The organism is Pseudoalteromonas espejiana DSM 9414 (genome assembly GCF_002221525.1).
In the GTDB taxonomy this organism is placed as follows: Bacteria; Pseudomonadota; Gammaproteobacteria; order Enterobacterales; family Alteromonadaceae; genus Pseudoalteromonas; species Pseudoalteromonas espejiana.
On record NZ_CP011028.1, the window covers coordinates 1169784 to 1190068 of the forward strand.

The following is a 20285-nucleotide window of genomic DNA, read 5'->3' on the forward strand; positions in this document are numbered from 1 at the left end:
ACTTAGCTTTTTTTTGATCTGAATCAAATATTTACCTGTAAATAGCACTCTTACTGAAGTTTACCTAAGTGATTTACGGTCTATTAGCTGAAGTAAAGCGATTGTATAATAGCCTTAGCAGTGGCAAGATTAGTCTGCTGGTTGATGCTAAGAGTATCAAGCGCATGCTCAACAGGATAAATAGCTATAAATTTAGAAAAATTATATTGTTCTTAACAATTTAATCTTGAGTATGGGCAATTAGCCCCCATAACCCTAAGATTAAGCCACGTGGCCGAGGAAGCATTTTTGACTACACATGATTTATCTAGCGCTCTTAACGCGTTATCAGCAACACAGCACCAGCACGCAATTAAAGGGATTAAACGTGGTATAGAGCGAGAGTCGCTGCGTATTAAAGGCAATGGCGCCATTTCAGCTTTAGGGCACCCTAAGGGCGTTGGTAGCGCATTAACTAACGGGCATATCACAACAGACTTCTCTGAGTCGTTACTTGAATTTATTACTCCCGTAAGTGAATCAGCAACAGAGACGCTAGAGCAATTAAAAGACCTACAAAAGTTTACCCTTGAACATATGGGTGATGAGCTTTTATGGCCAATTAGTATGCCGTGCTTTATTGAAGATCAAGACGACATAGTACTTGCCCAATTTGGTGATTCTAACACCGGCCGCATGAAAACACTGTACCGAGAAGGTTTAAAAAATCGTTACGGTAGTATGATGCAAGCCATTGCAGGTGTGCATTTTAATATTTCTTTTCCTGAATCGCTTTGGCAGTCTTTACATACTTTAAAGCAGAGTGAGCAAAGTTTAGAAGCGTTTATTTCAGATGGTTATTTAGCGCTTATTCGTAACTTTAAACGCGAACTTTGGTTAATTAGTTATTTGTTTGGTGCATCACCGGCATTGTGTAACTCTTTTTTACAAGGGCGCAAAACCGACTTACCGTTTAAAAAGCTAGGGAAGGGCACACTTTATCTTGAAGTGGGTACAGCCCTGCGTTTGGGTAATTTAGGTTATACAAATAGTGCGCAGTCTTCATTGCGCGTAATGTACAACTCGCTAGATGAATATGTAGCAGGGCTTAAAAAAGCCATTAATACGCCGTCTGATTTATACGGCGATATTGACGACTACATAACGCAAGCACCTAAGCAGCTCAATAAAAATATTCTCCAAATTGAAAACGAGTTTTACTCGCCTATTCGCCCTAAACGCAATGCAAAAAGTGGTGAAAAACCAACCGATGCATTACTACGTGCAGGAATTGAGTATGTTGAAATTAGAGCCCTTGATGTAAACCCGTTTAGCGAAACTGGTATAGACATAGATCAGATTCATTTTTTAGATGTGTTTTTAACCTACTGCTTGCTAAAAAATTCGCCAGAAATGGATTGGGAAGAGCAAGCACGAAGCACTGAAAATCTAGATACTGTAGTAAACCAAGGCCGTGAGTTAGGTGTTATGCTTAACGACAACAATCAACAGCGTACTTTACAAAGCTGGGGCAGTGAAATATTTAACCAGCTTGGTGATGTTGCAAAGCATATGGACAAGGCTTATGGGGTTACTTATTACAGCGAAACCATTACTAAAATGGCAGCTTGGATTGATAACCCTGCGCTTACTTTTTCAGGTCGCTATGTACGCGAACTAGAAAACGCTGGTATTGACAACGGATTATTTGCCATTCAATTGGCAAATAAATATAAGCAAAGCCATGCGCAAGCCGATTACAAAGTGTTTTCAAAACAATGGTTAGAGCAACAAGTAAAAGAGTCTGATAAAGCACGAGAAGAGATAGAACGCTCAGATACTCTTAGCTTTACTGATTTTTTAGATGAATACTTTAAAGCGAAGGCTCCAGCTTAATAAATAACACGCAAAAAAAACGCAGCCCAAGGTGGCTGCGTAAATATTTTTCAGGGATGAAACAATGCTATACTGCTGTATTCATAAACTCAGACCCACGCTTTTTTAAAAAGTTCAGTGAGATCTTATAAAAATGAAAAAAAATGCAATTATTTTATCTTTCGCCCTTTCTTTAGCTGGTTGTGCAACAGCGCCCCCTAAGCAACCTAATGATCTTTGTAAAATTTTTGAGGAAAAGTCCGATTGGTACTTTGACGCAAAAGACGCACAAGAAAAATGGGGTTCACCTAAACACGTACTTATGAGCATGATGTACCAAGAAAGCTCATTTCGTCATGATGCAGCGCCGCCTATGGAATACTTTTTATGGATAATTCCTACCGGACGTGCCAGCGATGCCTATGGTTATTCGCAAGCTAAAACACCTACTTGGTCTGATTATATTCGCGAAACTGGTAACAACGGTGCCGACAGAGACGACTTTGATGATGCCATCGATTTTATGGCCTGGTTTGTTTATAAAACCCATAAAGTAAATGGAATATCTAAATGGGATGCCTATGCGCAATACCTCAATTACCACGAAGGGTGGGGCGGTTATAAGCGTGGTACGTATAAAAAGAAAAAATGGCTAATGAGTGTGGCAAATAAAGTTAAACACCGCGCGAGTCGTTATGGTTCGCAACTTAAACGCTGCGAAGATGAGCTAGATAAAGGTTGGTTTGAGCGCTTAATTTTTGGTTAATGCAAAATACACTGATAAAAAAGGAGCCTAGGCTCCTTTTTTATTGCGTAATGTTTATACCTTACGCTGATTAGGCTTTATTTTTACCTGCTTAATCATGTTCTCTTTTACTTCTAAAACCTCAACAGGGTAGCCGGCAATTCTTAGGCTTAAGTTAGCATCTGGAATGTCTTCTAGGTATTCAACAATTAAGCCGCTGAGGGTTTTAGGGCCATCAAGCGGAAACTCCCAGCCCATCTCTTTATTAAGGTCGCGTACGTTAGCACCGCCATCAACAATGAATGAGCCATCAGTTTGTGTTGTCACTTCTTCACTTGGCGTGCGCGTTTGCGTAGTGGTGAAGTCGCCTACCACTTCTTCTAAAATATCTTCTAGGGTTACTAAGCCTTGAATATCACCATACTCATCAACCACAATACCAATACGCTCTTTTGATTGTTGGAACTTTAATAACTGAGTATTTAGAGATGTCCCCTCAGGAATAAAGTAAATCTCACGTACGGCGCGTAATAGTGAAGGTTTATCAAATTGCTCTTTAGTTAACAGGCGAAGAGCATCACGAGAGTGAATAAAACCTACCGCGTCATCAATATTGTCGCGATAAAGTAGTACGCGCGTGTGTTGTGCATGAGTAAGCTGACGGCTTATTATTTTCCAGTCATCGTTGATATCAATCGCCACAATTTCATTTCGTGGGATCATAATATCTTCAACGGTTACTTGCTCTAAGTCTAAAATTGACGTCAGCATGCTTTGGTGACGTGCAGGTATCAATGCACCCGACTCATTTAAGACAGACTTTAGCTCTTCTTTGCTCATGCTATGTTCGTCTATTTGCTCCGCGCTAATACCAAATAAACGTAACATTCCATTGGTCATCCAGTTAACCACCACAACAAATGGGAAGAGAATTTTAAGTAACCCTTTTAGAACGACCGAACTTGGGAAAGCGACTTTTTCTGGGTATAGGGCTGCGAGTGTTTTAGGCGTTACTTCAGCAAAAATAAGCACAACAAGTGTGAGCGCACCTGTTGCAATAGCAATACCTAAATCACCATATAAGCGAATACCAATGATGGTTGCAACTTGAGCAGCTGCAATATTAACGAGGTTATTACCAATAAGGATCAAGCCTATGAGCCTATCAGGTCGGCTCAGGAGCTTATTAACGCGTTTGGCAGCGCGATGGTTTTCTTTAGCGAGGTGACGCAGACGAATTCTGTTTATTGACATTATGCCCGTTTCAGAGCCAGAAAAGTATGCAGAACATAAAATTAAAATACCGAGTATTATAAATAGAACACTCGTAGATATGCTGTCCAAAGAAGGATCCTTATTTTATAAACCAATGCGTATTAAGCTAGAGTGAGCAATCAGAGTCAAGTTAAAACTTATTTAACACCACTTCTTGTATGAAACGGCTGCCAAAATAAGCAAGTGTGAGGATAAATGCAGCGACCATGATTGTTATTACCACAGGTTTACCACGCCAGCCTTTTTTCATATGGCCCAGCGCTACAGTTACAAAAATAACCCATGCAACAAGCGATAAAATAGTCTTATGAATAAATTCTTTAGCAAACATACCATCTAAAAATACAAACCCTGTAAGTAATGCAAATGTAAGCAATATCGTACCAAGGTTTAGTAGTTGGTATAGTTGGCGCTCAACCACCATTAGCGGCGGTAAGTGGCTATGTACAATAGCTAAATCTTTTCGTTTTAAGCGTTTATCAATAAAGTAAAACTGCACGCCATATAAAGTCGCAATAATTAAAATGCAATATGCTAAAAGCGAAAGCGATATATGAGAAATAAGCCCTACTTCAATATTAAAGCTTTGTAATAAAATATGATGCGGTATAAAAAGGCTGCCTATTGTGAGCAGGGCGGCAAAGCCATACACCACAGGTAAAAGCAACGTGGCAGGAAATTTTAACGACACAGCTGTTACCGATACCACAATGACCCAACAAGTCAGTAGCGCGACATTTACTATGCTCAGGTCTTGGCCATCGGAGCGAAACACCGAATTAACCAACAACAGCATATGCGCCAATATAGCCACAGTACTTAATATTACTGTTACTTTTTGGCTTGGGCCTTGTTGATGAAACAGGCGAGTTAACACGTGAGACGTTGCTAACACATAAAATAAACTGGCAATAATAGTTAAACTAATAATCAGCATTGTGCTTGGGCCACTTATAATTAGAGTCAAATAATTCTTGTTGTTATAAACGCATTGTATTTTATAGCAAAGCAATTGCATAGACCTAAAAAAAGAAACTCAATAAGCTGTGCTTCAATACTGTATTGTGCGCCATCATTTACGGTATACTGTTTTTAATTGAAATTTAATACTATTGGTCCCATTTAATGGGCATGCGCAAAATAAGTGTTAGCTTATTGGATCAATATAAACGTCTTATCGGAACCGTTACATGTTTGAGAACCTCCAAGAACGATTAGGTAAAACCTTAAAAAATATTAGTGGCCGCGGCCGTTTAACAGAAGACAACATCAAAGATACGTTACGCGAAGTGCGTATGGCATTTTTAGAAGCTGACGTTGCCTTACCTGTTGTTCGCGAGTTTGTGAAGCAAGTTAAAGAACGTGCCGTTGGCGTTGAAGTGACAAAAAGCTTAAGCCCAGGCCAAGTATTTATAAAAATAGTGCGTGAAGAGCTTGAAAAGGCAATGGGTGAAGCGAACGAAGAGCTAAGCCTAAATGCACAACCGCCGGCCGTTGTTATGATGGCGGGTCTGCAAGGTGCTGGTAAAACCACCAGTGTGGGTAAACTTGCTAAGTTTTTAAAAGAGCGTAAAAAGAAATCTGTTTTAGTTGTAAGTGCCGACGTATATCGCCCTGCGGCGATAAAACAGCTAGAAACACTAGCAACTGAAGTCGATGTTGATTTTTTCCCAAGTGATATTTCGCAAAAGCCGGTTGATATAGCTACAGCGGCTATTTCGCATGCTAAAAAGAAGTTTATAGATGTAGTTCTTGTTGATACCGCAGGCCGTTTGCACGTAGACAACGAAATGATGGGCGAAATTAAAGACCTGCATAAAGCAATCAACCCAATCGAAACCTTGTTTGTTGTTGATGCGATGACAGGTCAAGATGCGGCTAACACTGCAAAAGCGTTTGACGAAGCGCTCCCTTTAACAGGTGTTATTTTAACAAAAACCGATGGTGATGCCCGAGGTGGTGCAGCGCTATCTATTCGTCATATTACCGGTAAGCCAATTAAGTTTATGGGTGTGGGCGAGCGTACGGATGCACTAGAGCCATTCCATCCTGACCGTATAGCTTCGCGTATTTTAGGTATGGGCGATGTACTTTCATTAATCGAAGAAGTCGAAATGAAAGTTGATAAAGAGCAAGCAGCTAAAGTTGCTCAAAAAGTATTTAAAGGCGATGGTTTTACGCTTGATGATTTTGCTGAGCAACTTAAGCAAATGAAAAACATGGGCGGCATGATGTCGATGCTCGATAAGCTCCCTGGTATGCAAAACCTTCCTGATGCTGTAAAAGGGCAAATGGGCGATAAAACTTTTGTACAAATGGAAGCAATTATTAGCTCAATGACTAAAAAAGAGCGCGCACGCCCAGAAATTATTAAAGGGTCACGCAAAAAGCGTATTGCAGCGGGTTCTGGTACGCAAGTGCAAGAGATCAATAAGCTGCTAAAACAGTTTACGCAAATGCAAAAAATGATGAAAAAGATGAAAGGTAAAGGCGGCATGCAAAAAATGATGCGCGGCATGAAAGGCATGTTACCCCCTGGAATGATGGGTGGCGGTGGCCCTAAATTTTAATATAGCGCGTTAATACGTACTATATATTGTATAACTAAAGGGCCAACTGGCCCTTTTTTGTTGAATAAATTATGCGCGTGGTGCATGATAATCTATTAATTGTGGCCCAGATCACAGTTTAACCTACTAAAGTGGCTTTTTGCTGCACTTCTTACTTGCATTGTTGCTAAAAACTCGTACAATTCCCCAGCTCCCCATACTGGGGAGTAAATCTTATTAATGAAAACAGTCAATCTATTTAGAGGACGGTATGGTAACTATTCGTTTGCAACGTGGTGGCGCTAAAAAACGCCCTTTCTATCAAATTGTGGTTGCGGATAGCCGTTTCTCGCGTGACGGTCGCTTCATCGAGAAAGTTGGTTTCTTTAACCCAATTGCTTCAGGTCAAGAAGAAAAACTTCGTTTAGATTTACCACGTGTTGATCACTGGGTAGGTCAAGGCGCAGGTCTTTCAGATCGTGTAGCTAAGTTAGTTAAAGACGCTCGTAAAGCGGCTTAATAGGCGTAAGTGTAACCATGAGTCAAGAGAACACCTCATCAATAATTGTCGTAGGAAAGCTCGGTGCCCCATATGGTATAAAGGGCTGGCTTAAGGTACATTCATTTACTGATGATCCCCAAGGGATCTTCGATTTCAGCCCGTGGTTGATAGGGCAACAAGGTAAATGGCAGACCTTAGAAGTGGTCGACTGGCGTCGCCACAACAAAGGCTTTATCGCTAAAATTGCGCAAGTAAACGACAGAGACGAAGCAATGGCTTATACCCATGCAGAAATATCAGTTGATTCAGCGCAATTACCAGAACTCCCGCAAGGTGAGTTTTATTGGCGAGATCTCATTGGCATGTCGGTTGTAACTGATAAAGGTTACAATTTAGGCATTGTTGATGACCTGATGGAGACAGGATCAAATGACGTACTGGTTGTGAAAGCAAACAGTAAAGATGCATTTGGTCAAGCAGAGCGTTTAATTCCTTTTTTAACTGATTCAGTTATTAAAGCGGTTAACCATGATGCGAGAGAAATTACAGTAGACTGGGATCCTGGGTTTTAATGACTCAAACTAGTTCATTATGGGTAGGGGTGATAAGCCTTTTCCCTGACATGTTTGATGCTATTACACACCAAGGTGTCACTGGTCGCGCAGTGAAAAATGGCTTAATTGACTTTAACTGCTGGAATCCACGTGACTATGCTTTAGATAAGCATAGGACTGTAGATGACCGTCCTTACGGGGGCGGACCCGGTATGTTAATGATGGTTGAGCCATTAAAACAAGCCATTCTTGACGCTAAAAAAGCGGCAGGCGATGGCGCAAAAGTAATTTATATGTCCCCGCAAGGGCGCAAATTAGATCAGCAAGGGGCGAGCGAACTCGCAAACTCTGAAAAGCTGATTTTGATTGCCGGTCGCTATGAAGGTATAGACGAGAGAATAATAGAGTCATACGTTGACGAAGAATGGTCAATTGGTGATTTTATTTTGAGTGGTGGTGAACTACCCGCCATGACATTAATTGACGCAGTAGCGCGATTAGTGCCAGGTGTATTAGGTCATAACCAGTCAGCAGAGCAAGACTCATTTTCGGATGGCTTGCTAGATTGTCCTCACTATACACGGCCAGAAACATTGGACGACAAACAGGTGCCTGCTGTATTGCTCAGCGGAAACCACCAAGAGATAGCTAAATGGCGGCTTAAGCAGTCATTAGGCAGAACTTGGCTACGCCGTCCTGACTTGTTGCATAACCTAGCTCTGACTGAGGAGCAAGCGGTATTACTCGCGCAATTTCAGCAAGAGTACCAAAAAGCTTGTGGCTAGAAGACAGTTACACCTAGGAAAGTGAGAAACATAATGGCAAAAGTAAACCAAAATATTATTAAAGCGCTTGAAGATGAGCAGCTTAAAACAGACGTACCAGCATTCGGTGCTGGTGACACTGTAGTAGTACAAGTAAAAGTAAAAGAAGGTAACAAAGAGCGTCTACAGGCCTTTGAAGGTGTTGTAATCGCTAAGCGTAATCGTGGTCTTCACTCAGCATTCACAGTTCGTAAAATTTCGAGCGGTGAAGGTGTTGAGCGTGTATTCCAAACGCACAGCCCTCTTATCGATAGCGTAACAGTTAAGCGTCGCGGTGCAGTTCGTCGTGCTAAGCTTTACTACCTACGTGAGCGTTCTGGTAAATCTGCACGTATTAGAGAAAAACTTAACTAATACGCGCTGTTTATCAACGCAAAGAAAACGGGTTGCAATCTTAGGATTGCAACCCGTTTTGGTTTTTAAGCTAATATTTTTGTCAAACATAACGCTGCTCCTTCTTAGTCCGTAACACCTTTCCTTTGTAAATAATCAACCTCTACTTTGCTATATTAGCCTTTTAACACAAACCTGATCCTGTTAGTATTTAACGTATTGATTAGTTTACCTTATTGTAAATTTATATTTACGAAATGAGTTGTTTATAGGTGGAATGAGAACGTGGCTGAATTAAGTGATTTATCACAATTACGAGATGGCATAGATGAATGCGATGCACAATTAGTTGCTTTACTCGCTAAGCGAAATGCAATAACACAACAAATTGGTGCTATTAAACAGCAAACAGGTTCACCACTGCATGCGCCAGAGCGAGAAGCTGCTTTGCTAGCAGCTCGTCGCGAGGAAGCATTAAAGCAAGGCGTAAGCCCTGATCTAGTAGAAGATATATTACGCCGCATGATGCGTGAAGCTTACCAAAACCAGCAAGCTAAACTTGCCTGTGCGGCACTTGAACTTTCGCCTATTGTTATTGTTGGCGGCCAAGGAGCTATGGGGCAGTTGTTTGCTCAACAGTTTATGCGCTCAGGTTACGAAGTTAAAATCTTAGACAAAGATCAACAAAATGACGCAGAGGCTATATTAGCAGGCGCAAAGTTGGTAATGATAAGTGTGCCAATCAACGCACTCGAAACCGTTGTCGCTAAGCTACCTAAACTTGATGATGACTGCTTACTTGTTGATATTACATCGGTAAAAAAATCGCCTATTAACGCTTTACAAGCAGCTCATAGTGGCCCGGTTGTTGGTTTGCACCCTATGTTTGGCCCTGACATTTCGCATTGGGTAAAACAAACCGTGGTTGTATGTGAGGGGCGAGATCACAGTGCTGCTCAAGGTTTGTTGGCGCAGTTGCAAGTTTGGGGTTGTCAGTTAGTTGAGCTAGACGCTAAGAAGCATGATGAAGCAATGCAAATTATTCAGGTAATGCGCCACTTAACAACATTTGTATATGGGCAGTTTTTGGCAAAACAAAGCCATACATTGGAAGAGCTGAGAAGTTGCTCTTCACCTATCTATCAGCTAGAGCTGATGATGGTAGGACGCTTATTTGCGCAATCACCAGAACTGTATTCAGATATAATGTTAGCGCAGTTTGATGATGTAGAGAATTTATTAGCGCAGTATCAAGAGACCTTTGCACAGACTCTTGAAAAGCTAAAAGCGGGAGATAAAGGCGCACTCATCGATGCATTTGCTGATGCTAAAGCGTATTTTTCAGACTCTACAGCACACTTTTTAACGCAAAGTCGTAGCCTGCTAAATAAAGCAAATGACGCCAAGGTATTAGATTAAAAAGGTTAAAAATGTGTAGTTAATAAAGATATACACTAAAAGTATTTTAAATGAGCGATTAAAAAAGGGCCTAGTTAGGCCCTTTTTAGTATTTGCGTGTTAGGTTAGGTATTAACACTCACAGCTTGTAAAGATTCACTTTGATAACAGCCTAAAACGCGCACATATTGAGTATGCTCTTTTAACTCTTCTAAGGCATGCTGAACTTGGCTATCTGCAAGGTTTGCTTCTAAATCAACATAAAACACCTCTTCCCACGGGTTACCAGGCACTGGGCGAGACTCAAGTTTAACCAAGTTTATTTGGTGCTGCTTAAACACCATTAACGCATCGGCAAGCGAGCCTGCTTGTTGCTTTGTGGCCATTATTAGGCTTGTTTTAGTAGGTATTTGTTTTGATGCTTGTAAAGGCTTACGGGCAACAACAATAAAGCGGCTGTGGTTTTCGCTTTGATTAGCAAGGTTTGATTTAATTACTTCAAGGCCGACGTTTTTGCCTGCTTGTGCAGAGCCAATAGCGGCACTGTTAGGGGTATTTAATGCAGATTGAAGAGCACTCGATGTTGAATCACAGGTTTCGTGTTGTAAATCCCCTAAACCTTGTAAAAAACGGCTGCATTGTGCAAAAGGCTGTGGGTGTGCAAATAACTTAGTTAGTTGGCTTAGTTGAGTACCTGGGTTTGCGAGTAGGCAATGCTCTACACTGTGAGTCACTTCGCCAACAATAGAAACTTGAGCATGTTGTAATAAATCAAATACCTCGTTAATACTGCCCGAACTTGTATTCTCTATTGGGAGTAAACCAAAGTCAGCTTGTCCATTTTCTACTTTACCCGTTATTTCATCAAACGATGTACAACCAATTTCAACCAGTTTACCAGGGCGACGACTAAAGTATTTATGACACGCGAGCTGGCTATAAGAGCCTTGCCCGCCTAAATAAGTAACGCGATGTGTTTCGCTTAGTGCATCTGGATTAAGGTTTTTTTGCAGCATTGCTTGCTGATGCAGTACAGAGTCTTCCAAAATGGTCTGAAAAACATTATTGACATAATAAGCATCTAAGCCAAGCGACTTACCATAACCTATTAACTTTTCTAGTAAGGCTAGTTCGCGAGCTTCATCACGAATGGGTTTGTTATTAGCAATTTTATATTCTACTACGCCGTGGCTTATGCGGCGGCGTTTGGCTAATAACACTAATAAATCAGAATCTATTTCATTAATGTCGTGTCTGAGCGCGTTTAAAACGTCGATGGTCATTTTGGTTTCCTCATTCCAAAAATAAGCTACTAAAGTAGCTAAAACAAAAAAGCCTCCCAAGTGGGAGGCTTTGCTATTCGATTGATTTTATCTCACAAACAGTTCAGCCTCTTTTAAATAAAGAAGCTAAAAAAAGAAAAGAAAGTGCAAGATAATATAATTTTCATGCTGTTAATGTATGAGGTGTTAGTGGCAAAGTCAACCAGCAAGGCCTTTTAAATAAGCACTAATAGCCATTTATATAGCCATATTTAACATTTAGATAAAATTCACAAATAATTTATAAATATGAATTTGGATCTGGTATATTTCAATTATTAGCTAAAAAATAATAACAACTAAAAAATAAGGTTGGCCTGTGGTGTATAGACGCCCTCCATCGCGTTTTGGATTAAATTCATTAAGTGTGAAGCTTTCATTGCTTATATCTGCAATTTGTTTAATTGCAGGCGTATGCGCTGCCGCGCTAATGCTCAAATCTGAAGAAAAACAGTTAGTTTTTGAAGAGCATGAAATACTTAAAAGCTCTACAGAATTACTAATACGTCAGTTTAATGCGTTAATAAAAACCAAATCTAGTATTGCAGAGCAAGCCAATAATGTTGTTTCTGAGCAGTTGTTTAGTAAAAACTCTGCTATGAACTTAAGCAATAAAACCCAGCTGCAATTTAATAGTGATGGCACCATTAGAAGCGCCTCAAGCGATGGGCTTTCAGCCGCCTTTTTACCCCAACAACATTATTCACCTTTTTATAAACGGTTATTTAATAACTCCGAGTCGTTATGGCGGGTTATTTCTCCTACTTTGATCCATGATTTTTTTAATTTTTACATGATCACTAAAGACGACTTCATACGTGTCTCTCCCCCTAATTGGGCATTAAACGCACCTGCTGAGTTAAGCGGCTCAAATGGGGCAACATTTAAGTATGTTCAAAGCGACTTAAACCCAAGCAGAGAACCAGTTTGGTCCAAAGTATATTACGATAAGGTTTGGCATAAATGGGTTATTAGCTTATTAGTTCCTTTATACGTAGATAACGAATTTTTAGGTGTAACAGGCAGTGATATTGATTTAAATACCCTTATTTCATTTTTACCCGTGGGTGATAAAGAAAAACATTTATTGGTATTTGATAAAAAAGGCCAGCTACTGGCCCACCCGAGCCTAAACCCTGCATTACAAGCTGATTATGGCAGTAATAATAAAACAATTACCACCAACGAGTTTGTTAATCCGCAGCTGCAATCAATTATCAATGAAGCCATTACGATGAAATTACCTGAATATGCCAATTCGTTTGTTCAAAATGATGAAGCGCATATTATTAATATTCGTAAAATTGATAAGCTAGATTGGTACATAGGGGTGTATAAAAAACGCTCATCAACGTTATCTGCTTTACAAGATTTAAAGCTTAAGTTTTTTGGCCTGTTTGTACTTTATGCTGTGTTAGTAGCCTTGTTATTACACCAAGCGCTTTATCAATTAGTGCTTCGAAGAATTCATACATTAGTGCATGCAGTAACTGGGTTTGGTAAAGGCCAGTTATTAACTGAGTTCCCGCCAGAAAATAAAGACGAAATTGGCACGCTTAACGGCTCATTTAAAGATATGACCGTAGAGATTCGCAAGCTCATTGATGGGTTAAACCAACGAATCACTGAAAAAGAAATAGCCGAAAAAGCAGCTAACAGACTTTCTAAAGCGGTGGCGTTTTCGGGGACTGGTGTGGTCATCACCGATGAAAATTTTGTAATTGAGTACGTTAACCCTAAAATGCTTGAGATGACAGGGTTCCCTGAAAGCCATTTTAACCGCGCGCCTTTACTCAATATTATTGCTTCAGAAATGGCTATATTAGTTGAAGATATAAATATTGATTTACGCAGTAGAAATTACTGGCGTGGCGATACATTAATTCAAGGCAATGACAAACAGCCAATTTGGGTATCGTTGAGTGTTTCACCGATTCGAGAAGAAGGTGGTGAAATAACAAGCTATGTAGCGTCTGCGCAAGATATTTCGTTTGTAAAAGAAAGTCAGCGCAAAATGGAGCAGCTCGCTTATTTCGACACTTTAACTGGCTTGGCTAACCGTACATTTTTTAGAATGCAATTGCGCAAATCAATGGCCCTTGCTGAGCGCGGACACTATGCCTTTGCACTGTTTTATTTTGATTTAGATGAGTTTAAACGTATTAACGATACCTTGGGACACGATGCTGGCGATCAGTTACTGAACGAGGTTGCTAATAGGCTTAAAACACGTCTACGCGCCGAAGATACCATAGCTCGCTTAGGTGGTGATGAATTTGCCGTGCTATTAAGTGGTATTGAAAGCCAAGAGCATGCCAGCGACGTTGCTAATACCATTCAAAAAACGCTAAATGTCCCCATCAAACTTGGTAATAATGAAGTTATTGTAAGTGCCAGTATTGGTATTACGATGGCGCCTTACGACAGTCTTGAGGAAGATCAGCTTCTAAAACATGCTGATTTAGCAATGTACGAAGCTAAAGCTAAAGGGCGTAACACCTATCATTTTTATAGCCAAGAGCTAAACGCAGCGGCTAATGAGCGATTATTTATTGAAAACGAGTTGCGCCATGCAATTAAAGAGCAGCAATTTGAAGTGTATTATCAGCCGCAAATCGACTCGTCAACTCAGCACGTAGTAGGCTATGAGGCACTACTGCGTTGGTTCCACCCAATGGAAGGGCTTATTTCGCCAACTAAGTTTATTCCAATAGCTGAGGCTACAGGGCTTATTGTTGAACTTGGGGAGTGGGTGCTTGAGCAATCGTGTCAGTTTGCAGTGCGTTTAGCTGAGCAAGGTCGCGATAATAATGTTTCTATTAACCTTTCTGCGCGCCAGTTTAAAGATGCCAATTTGGTCCCTATGTTAAGCAGTATTATTAAGCAAACAGACGTGAGTGCTAAACGATTGCACTTAGAGCTTACCGAAAGCATGCTGATGGGCAACGTAGAGGCAGCAATAACGCAGCTGCATGAGCTCAAGGCGTTAGGGATTTCTATTTCAATCGATGATTTTGGTACTGGTTATTCTTCATTAAGTTATTTAAAACGATTCCCGGTCGACATATTAAAAATTGACCGCTCATTTGTAAAAGATATTCCAGAAGATCCAAATGACATGGAAATAACCGCTGCAATCATTGCAATGGCACAAAAGCTTAATTTAGATGTTGTTGCAGAAGGAGTTGAATCGGTAGAGCAAATTAAATTTTTACAAAATAATAATTGTTATATTGTACAAGGCTTCTATTACAGCAAGCCTATTCCAGAGCGTGAATTGCCCGCTTTATATGAAAAGCTGAGCAGCCAACATCAAGCGCTTATAACCAAATAAAAATAGCGGGTTTAACCACCCGCTATTTTTACTTTAAATTTAAGCGTTTCTAAAATTGCTTTTAGTTTATCTCTATCGTCGCCTTGCACCTCAATAACGCCTTCTTTAACTGCGCCGCCTTGGCCCATTTTACTTTTAATGGTTTTCGCTAGCTTTTTAAAATCGTGCTCTTTTGAGTCAATGCCAACAACAAGCATTACGCCTTTACCCTTACGACCTTTAGTTTGGCGTTCAATACGAATAAAGCCGTCTTTAAATACTTTGCCAGCAGGTTCTTGATCAACTTTTGGCTCGCTAATGCGGCCCATATCGGTTGAATATACTAAGCGGTTATCACTCATAATTTACCTAAATAAAAGTTTTTATTGATGTGGCAGATCATAGCAAATTTGTTGGCGAGTGTTTTTATTTTTGCTAAATACTTTTAACAGGTTATATTTAGGTCAAAGGAAATATTATTGGAGTTTATTATGAGTTTAACAAAAAGTTTATCAGTCGATGGAAGTACACTAACGATACAAATTAAAGGCAAATTTGACTTTAATTTAGTTCAGTCGTTTCGCCAAGCGTATGCGCAAATAGAACCAAACACAAATAAGGTGATTATTGATTTAAGAGAAACCGATTACATGGATAGCTCTGCATTGGGCATGTTATTAAACATGAAAAAAACAATAGAAAGCCAAGTGCAAACTATCGAAATTAGTAACTGCCAGCCACAACTTAAAAAAATTCTACAAATATCACGTTTTGATAAAAAGTTTGATATTAACTAATGACACACGTACTTATTGTTGACGACCAAGCGTTAAATCGAATTTTACTCGAAAAAATGCTAGTTGAAGAAAACTATAAAATATCCATCGCTTTTAATGGTCTAGAAGCCCTAGAAATATTAGAAAAAGAAGCAATAGATATTGTGTTACTTGATGTACTTATGCCCGTAATGGACGGGTTTGAGGCTGCAAAGCAAATTAAGCAACGCTATAACGATGTTTACCTGCCAATTATTTTTATTACCTCCCTTGAAGACCAAGGCAGTTTTGAACGCTGCTTAGAGGTTGGGGGGGATGACTTTATTCAAAAGCCATTCGAAAAAGTTATTCTGCATGCAAAAATAAAAGCCCATAGCCGTACTCGAGAATTAAGTAAAAAAGCACATCAACAAAATAAGCTACTGGAATATCACCGTAACCAAATTGAGCGTGAACACGAAATAATAGAGCATATTTTTAGCAACTCGCTGGAAAACCAAGATAAGTTTAAAGACCACTTAGACTTTAGCTTATCACCGGCGTCTATGTTTAATGGCGATATGTTTTTAGTTGCACAAAGCCCTATTGGTAACTTGTATTGCATGCTGGGAGATTTTACTGGGCACGGCCTTGCTGCTGCTATAGGTGCACTGCCAGCATCAAGAGTTTTTTATACCATGGTGCAAAAAGGGATGGCGGTAAATGATATTGCCTCCGAAATAAACATATTACTGCACAACTTATTGCCTGAGCATATGTTTTGCGCTGCAACGATTGTAGAGCTCAGTGCATCAGGTAAAAGTATCACTGCTTGGCTAGGCGGTTTACCAGACGCCTATTTGATTGATTGCAACGGTGAAGTTAAACAAACCCTTGAATCACAACATATGGCACTGGGTATATTAGATAGCGATGAGTTTGAATATGAGTTAATTAATTTAGAGGTAAATAAACACACACGGCTAGTGCTCTCAACAGATGGAATAATTGAAACAAATAACGATGATGATATTTTTTACGGCGAGCAGCGCTTTTTAACAGCGCTAAAAAGTAAAAGTATGATTAGTAGTCAAGATGTTATCGATAATGTAAACATGTTTGCTAACGGCAGCGAGCAGCTAGACGATTTAAGTTTAGTACTCCTTAATTGTTTGTCACTCACACCGGAGCCAGAAGCTAAAGAAGCCTACTCTAACTTAGCGTTTAATTTTTCCCTTAGCTTAAATGCACAGCAAATTAAAAATTCTGACCCTGTTTACGATGTAGTTAATGTACTAAGTAGTGTAGATGGCTTAAAGTCGCATCGCTCAAACATATTTTTACTTTTGTCTGAGGCTTATAACAACGCGCTTGATCATGGCGTACTGGGGCTCGACTCTGAAATTAAAAAACAAGACGATGGCTTTTTTAAATATTACGAATTAAGAGAGCAAGCGTTAAGTGAAATGAAAGAAGCGATGATCATCATTGATATGCGTTATTGCCCAGACACATTGTGCTTATATTTTATTATTTGTGACTCAGGCAGAGGGTTTACCAACGGTGCTTCAACACGTACTGAGCTTAATGCCGAATTTGGTCGTGGCTTATCTTTGCTTGAAGAAGTCGCAGAAAAAGTTACCTACAACGCCAGCGGAAACCAAGTTGAATTGTGTTACAAATTGCTGTAGCTCAGAAAAAAATTCCATGTTACTATCTAAAAAATTTTAGATGTATGGATGGCCAAATGATTTCTTCTTACCTTAATGTTGCGCAATTAGATTTAGACCCACAACTAATCGCCAAAGAGCTTGAGCTGCTAGAGCAGTATATTGCTAGCAGCCAGTTGCCGTCTGTACGTTGGGAATATCAAATTCCAGAGCTGGGCGAGGGTGGTGCATGTAGCTTATTTGGTTATTTACAAGACGAACCATTTAAACTTAGTGACTACGTTGCTACACACTCACAAAACGAGCATAAATTAGCAAACCTACAAAATATAGTTAATTACATACAGCAGCAAACGCAAGTTGATTGGTACGGCATTTACCAAGCAACAGATACAAGCGAGGGTGCGCAGCTATTAAAGCTCGCCTATCATGGTGCGCCGAGTCGACCATTATTCCCACTTACCGAAGCATTTGCTGCTGGCAGCAATAATGTACAGGTGGCGCTATCTAAACAAGGCCGTGTAATTAACAATGTTGAAAATTATTTAGCATCGGGTGGCGAGTACTATACGTGCGACCCAAAGGTAAAATCTGAGACCTGTTTACCGCTATTTAATACGCAAAATGAGTGTGTAGGTATTGTTGATGCTGAGGCATTTAATAATGACTTTTTTGACAGTCGCACACTGGCTATATTAGTTGCTTGCTGCATTAAAATTCCTCACTTTCTAGTGTAAATATCACTAGCCAAGAAGGTAAGCTTTTATGTTAAGCTTACTACAACAGCCAACCCCTAATTAATGATAAGAGATAGCTAATGTTCTCAGAATTAAAACCATTACCAACAGATCCTATTCTTGGCCTTATGGCAGCCTATAAACAAGATACAAACCCTAATAAGATTGATTTAGGTGTAGGTGTCTATAAAGATGAGCAAGGCAATACGCCGGTATTAAAAGCGGTAAAAAAAGCTGAAGCATTTCGTTTAGAAAACGAAACAAGCAAATCTTACATTGGTTTAGCGGGTAACTTAGACTACTGTCAAAAAATGGAAAACCTTTTGCTAGGCGAGCACCAAGCGCTTTTAGCAAACCGCGTACGTACAGCGCAAGCGCCAGGTGGCACAGGTGCACTTCGTGTAGCAGCAGAGTTTATTAAGCGTTGTAATAAAGATGCAACAGTGTGGGTAACTACGCCAACTTGGGCTAACCATATCAGCTTATTTGAAGCGGCTGGCTTAAACGTTAAAGAATACCCTTACTACGATTACGAAAACAAAGATTTATTGTTTGATGACATGATCAACACCCTTAAGAAAGTGCCAAAGGGTGACATTGTTTTACTTCATGCATGTTGTCATAACCCAAGTGGTATGGACTTAAACGAAACGCAGTGGAATACCGTTGCGCAGCTTGCTAAAGAAGTTGGTTTTACACCACTTATTGATATTGCATACCAAGGCTTTGGTGCATCACTTGAAGAAGATGCGCGCGGTTTACGTATTTTGGCTGATGCAGTAGAAGAGCTTATTATTTGTTCTTCATGTTCTAAAAACTTTGGTCTGTACCGCGAGCGTATTGGCGCGTGTTCTATTATTGCAAAAGACGCTGCTACAGCCGATATCTCTAACTCAGTATTATTAAGTGTTGTACGCAGCATTTACTCTATGCCGCCAGCGCACGGTGCCGATATTGTAAATACAATTTTAAGCAGTACTGAGCTTACTCAAATGTGGCACAGCGAGCTTGATGAAATGCGTAACCGCATTAATGGCCTGCGTAGCCTAATTAAAGAAAGCTTAGCGGCAAAAGAAATTGCACAAGACTTCTCATTTATTGAGCGCCAACATGGCATGTTTTCTTTCTTAGGTATTAATAAAGAGCAAATTGCTCGCCTTCAAAAAGAGTACGGTATTTATATTGTTGGTTCTAGCCGTGTAAACGTAGCCGGTATTAGCGATACAAATATTGAGTACTTTGCAAACGCTGTGGCTGACGTTTGTAAATAAATCGTCTGCCAAATAGCAAAAAACCGCACTAACCTTAAGGTTGTGCGGTTTTTTTGTAATTTATACCAATCCGCAATAATACTTAATCATTTTTAGGGGCTAAACGTGCCGCTATCTGCGTTAAAAAATTCTCATTTAGAACAACTAAATAGCGAATTTTTTCCTTGCTATCAACACGCTTTTCCATCCTCAAAATAGATCACTTAATTATGCGGATTGGTATTAAAATGAGCTTAGCTTTCAATTAAGTCTTCAACACCAACAATCAACCATGGAGCATCATTTGTTGTTGAGCGCTCAAGGTGCCAAATTTCTAAAATTGGCTCTTCTTTTTTATCACCTAAATCACGGTACTTACCTTTAAAGCGAACACTTACTTGCCAAGCACTCGCTGTTGTATCGGCGCGTACAAGTTCTGCATCTATAAACATAACTTCAGTGTCTACACTTTCAATCGCTTCGCGTTCTGCTTTAAATTCTTGTGCTAACTCTGGGCTTAGGTATTCGGCCATTGTTGTATAATCGGCATTGTTCCACGCTACTTGTAGCGTATGGTAGTGGCTACGTGCACCTTGTAGAAAGCCATTTACGTCAAAATTAGGTGGTAAGTTATAAGGTACTTGTTCTGCGCTTGTACTTTGCTGAGCAAAACCATTATTAAGCGGCTGCTCAGGTGGAGCTTGTTTAAACGCATTTTGCCCCATATTACTACCAGCAAGTTGCGGAGATTGTTTAGCGCGTATAAAGCCCATAATCAGCTTAAATATAATAAACGCAGCCCCTGCTAATAAAATCATTTCTAACAACTGAAAACCTTCAAAATTATCACCTAACATTGCTGCAATTAACCCACCGGCTAAAAGTCCGCCTAATACCCCAGCCATAATTCCCTTTTTGTTTGACTTAGCTTTTGCGCCCGGGGCTTGTGCTGCAGTGTCGGCTTTTTGCTTTTGTGCGGTTTGCTGAGTTGTTGGTGTTTTACCGCGTTTGCTACTACCAAACTTTTTACGTGCCTGTGCATCAAAACTAGCGGTGCAAAGTAGTGCTAGTAATGAAAATATAACGATGAAGTTCTTCATGAAATTCCTTAATTTAAATCGAGCCGGAATTATAATTTACTTTGTTAAAGAACTTAATAAATTACTTTTAAAATCAATTTGAATGGCTGATAAGTAAACAGTGG

General features: G+C 39.9%; 18 protein-coding genes. 13 read left to right on the top strand and 5 right to left on the bottom strand.

The window, feature by feature from the left end:
- The first annotated feature begins 288 nt into the window (after positions 1–288).
- Together gshA and PESP_RS05390 are read left to right on the top strand one after the other, a co-directional pair.
- Positions 289–1875, top strand: coding sequence for a glutamate--cysteine ligase (gshA, locus tag PESP_RS05385; RefSeq protein ID WP_089347118.1), 1587 nt, complete (start codon positions 289–291; stop codon positions 1873–1875).
- 133 nt (positions 1876–2008) lie between these two features.
- Positions 2009–2620: a transglycosylase SLT domain-containing protein gene (locus PESP_RS05390; protein WP_089347119.1), complete on the top strand. Its 612-nt coding sequence runs from the start codon at positions 2009–2011 to the stop codon at positions 2618–2620.
- A 54-nt stretch (positions 2621–2674) separates the two neighbouring features.
- Here the strand turns inward: PESP_RS05390 and PESP_RS05395 are convergent, their stop codons facing one another.
- The gene (locus PESP_RS05395) at positions 2675–3943 is read right to left on the bottom strand and encodes an HlyC/CorC family transporter (protein ID WP_147205944.1); all 1269 of its coding nucleotides are present in this window, start codon (positions 3941–3943) and stop codon (positions 2675–2677) included.
- A gap of 61 nt (positions 3944–4004) precedes the next feature.
- Positions 4005–4811, bottom strand: a complete 807-nt coding sequence (locus PESP_RS05400; protein ID WP_089347120.1) for a cytochrome C assembly family protein — start codon at positions 4809–4811, stop codon at positions 4005–4007.
- Between the two features lie 253 nt (positions 4812–5064).
- Between PESP_RS05400 and ffh the strand changes: the two genes are divergently transcribed.
- The 6 genes from ffh (at position 5065) to tyrA (ending at position 10055) form a co-directional block, all read left to right on the top strand.
- The gene (gene ffh, locus PESP_RS05405; RefSeq protein ID WP_089347121.1) at positions 5065–6444 is read left to right on the top strand and encodes a signal recognition particle protein; all 1380 of its coding nucleotides are present in this window, start codon (positions 5065–5067) and stop codon (positions 6442–6444) included.
- Positions 6445–6694: 250 nt separating this feature from the next.
- Positions 6695–6943: a 30S ribosomal protein S16 gene (rpsP, locus tag PESP_RS05410; RefSeq protein WP_055014036.1), complete on the top strand. Its 249-nt coding sequence runs from the start codon at positions 6695–6697 to the stop codon at positions 6941–6943.
- Between the two features lie 17 nt (positions 6944–6960).
- Complete coding sequence (gene rimM, locus PESP_RS05415) at positions 6961–7497, top strand: ribosome maturation factor RimM (protein WP_089347122.1); 537 nt, start codon at positions 6961–6963, stop codon at positions 7495–7497.
- Complete coding sequence (gene trmD / locus PESP_RS05420; RefSeq protein ID WP_004587325.1) at positions 7497–8264, top strand: tRNA (guanosine(37)-N1)-methyltransferase TrmD; 768 nt, start codon at positions 7497–7499, stop codon at positions 8262–8264. The genes rimM and trmD overlap by 1 nt, the downstream gene beginning before the upstream one ends.
- Before the next feature lie 33 nt (positions 8265–8297).
- Entirely contained in the window at positions 8298–8657 is a 360-nt protein-coding gene (gene rplS, locus PESP_RS05425) for a 50S ribosomal protein L19 (RefSeq protein WP_089347123.1), read from the top strand.
- Between the two features lie 264 nt (positions 8658–8921).
- Positions 8922–10055, top strand: coding sequence for a bifunctional chorismate mutase/prephenate dehydrogenase (tyrA, locus tag PESP_RS05430; RefSeq protein ID WP_089347124.1), 1134 nt, complete (start codon positions 8922–8924; stop codon positions 10053–10055).
- A gap of 104 nt (positions 10056–10159) precedes the next feature.
- Here tyrA and PESP_RS05435 read toward each other — a convergent pair whose 3' ends face one another.
- Positions 10160–11317 carry a chorismate mutase gene (locus PESP_RS05435; protein ID WP_089347125.1) on the bottom strand — a complete coding sequence of 386 codons (1158 nt, stop codon included), beginning with the start codon at positions 11315–11317 and terminating at the stop codon, positions 10160–10162.
- Positions 11318–11675: 358 nt separating this feature from the next.
- Here PESP_RS05435 and PESP_RS05440 point away from each other — a divergent pair, with 358 nt between their 5' ends.
- Complete coding sequence (locus PESP_RS05440; RefSeq protein ID WP_174694378.1) at positions 11676–14690, top strand: bifunctional diguanylate cyclase/phosphodiesterase; 3015 nt, start codon at positions 11676–11678, stop codon at positions 14688–14690.
- Between the two features lie 11 nt (positions 14691–14701).
- Here the strand turns inward: PESP_RS05440 and PESP_RS05445 are convergent, their stop codons facing one another.
- Positions 14702–15031 carry an SUI1 family translation initiation factor gene (locus PESP_RS05445; protein WP_089347126.1) on the bottom strand — a complete coding sequence of 110 codons (330 nt, stop codon included), beginning with the start codon at positions 15029–15031 and terminating at the stop codon, positions 14702–14704.
- Positions 15032–15160: 129 nt separating this feature from the next.
- Between PESP_RS05445 and PESP_RS05450 the strand changes: the two genes are divergently transcribed.
- The 4 genes from PESP_RS05450 (at position 15161) to PESP_RS05465 (ending at position 19102) form a co-directional block, all read left to right on the top strand.
- Positions 15161–15466 carry an STAS domain-containing protein gene (locus PESP_RS05450; protein WP_089349107.1) on the top strand — a complete coding sequence of 102 codons (306 nt, stop codon included), beginning with the start codon at positions 15161–15163 and terminating at the stop codon, positions 15464–15466.
- Complete coding sequence (locus tag PESP_RS05455) at positions 15466–17115, top strand: fused response regulator/phosphatase (RefSeq protein ID WP_089347127.1); 1650 nt, start codon at positions 15466–15468, stop codon at positions 17113–17115. The genes PESP_RS05450 and PESP_RS05455 overlap by 1 nt, the downstream gene beginning before the upstream one ends.
- Before the next feature lie 56 nt (positions 17116–17171).
- Positions 17172–17831, top strand: a complete 660-nt coding sequence (locus PESP_RS05460; protein ID WP_089347128.1) for a GAF domain-containing protein — start codon at positions 17172–17174, stop codon at positions 17829–17831.
- Positions 17832–17911: 80 nt separating this feature from the next.
- Positions 17912–19102 (top strand): amino acid aminotransferase, encoded by a 1191-nt coding sequence (locus PESP_RS05465; RefSeq protein WP_089347129.1) that lies wholly within the window; start codon positions 17912–17914, stop codon positions 19100–19102.
- 233 nt (positions 19103–19335) lie between these two features.
- Here the strand turns inward: PESP_RS05465 and PESP_RS05470 are convergent, their stop codons facing one another.
- On the bottom strand, positions 19336–20181 hold the full coding sequence (locus tag PESP_RS05470; RefSeq protein WP_089347130.1) for a Tim44 domain-containing protein: 846 nt from the start codon (positions 20179–20181) through the stop codon (positions 19336–19338).
- Between the last annotated feature and the right edge of the window lie 104 nt (positions 20182–20285).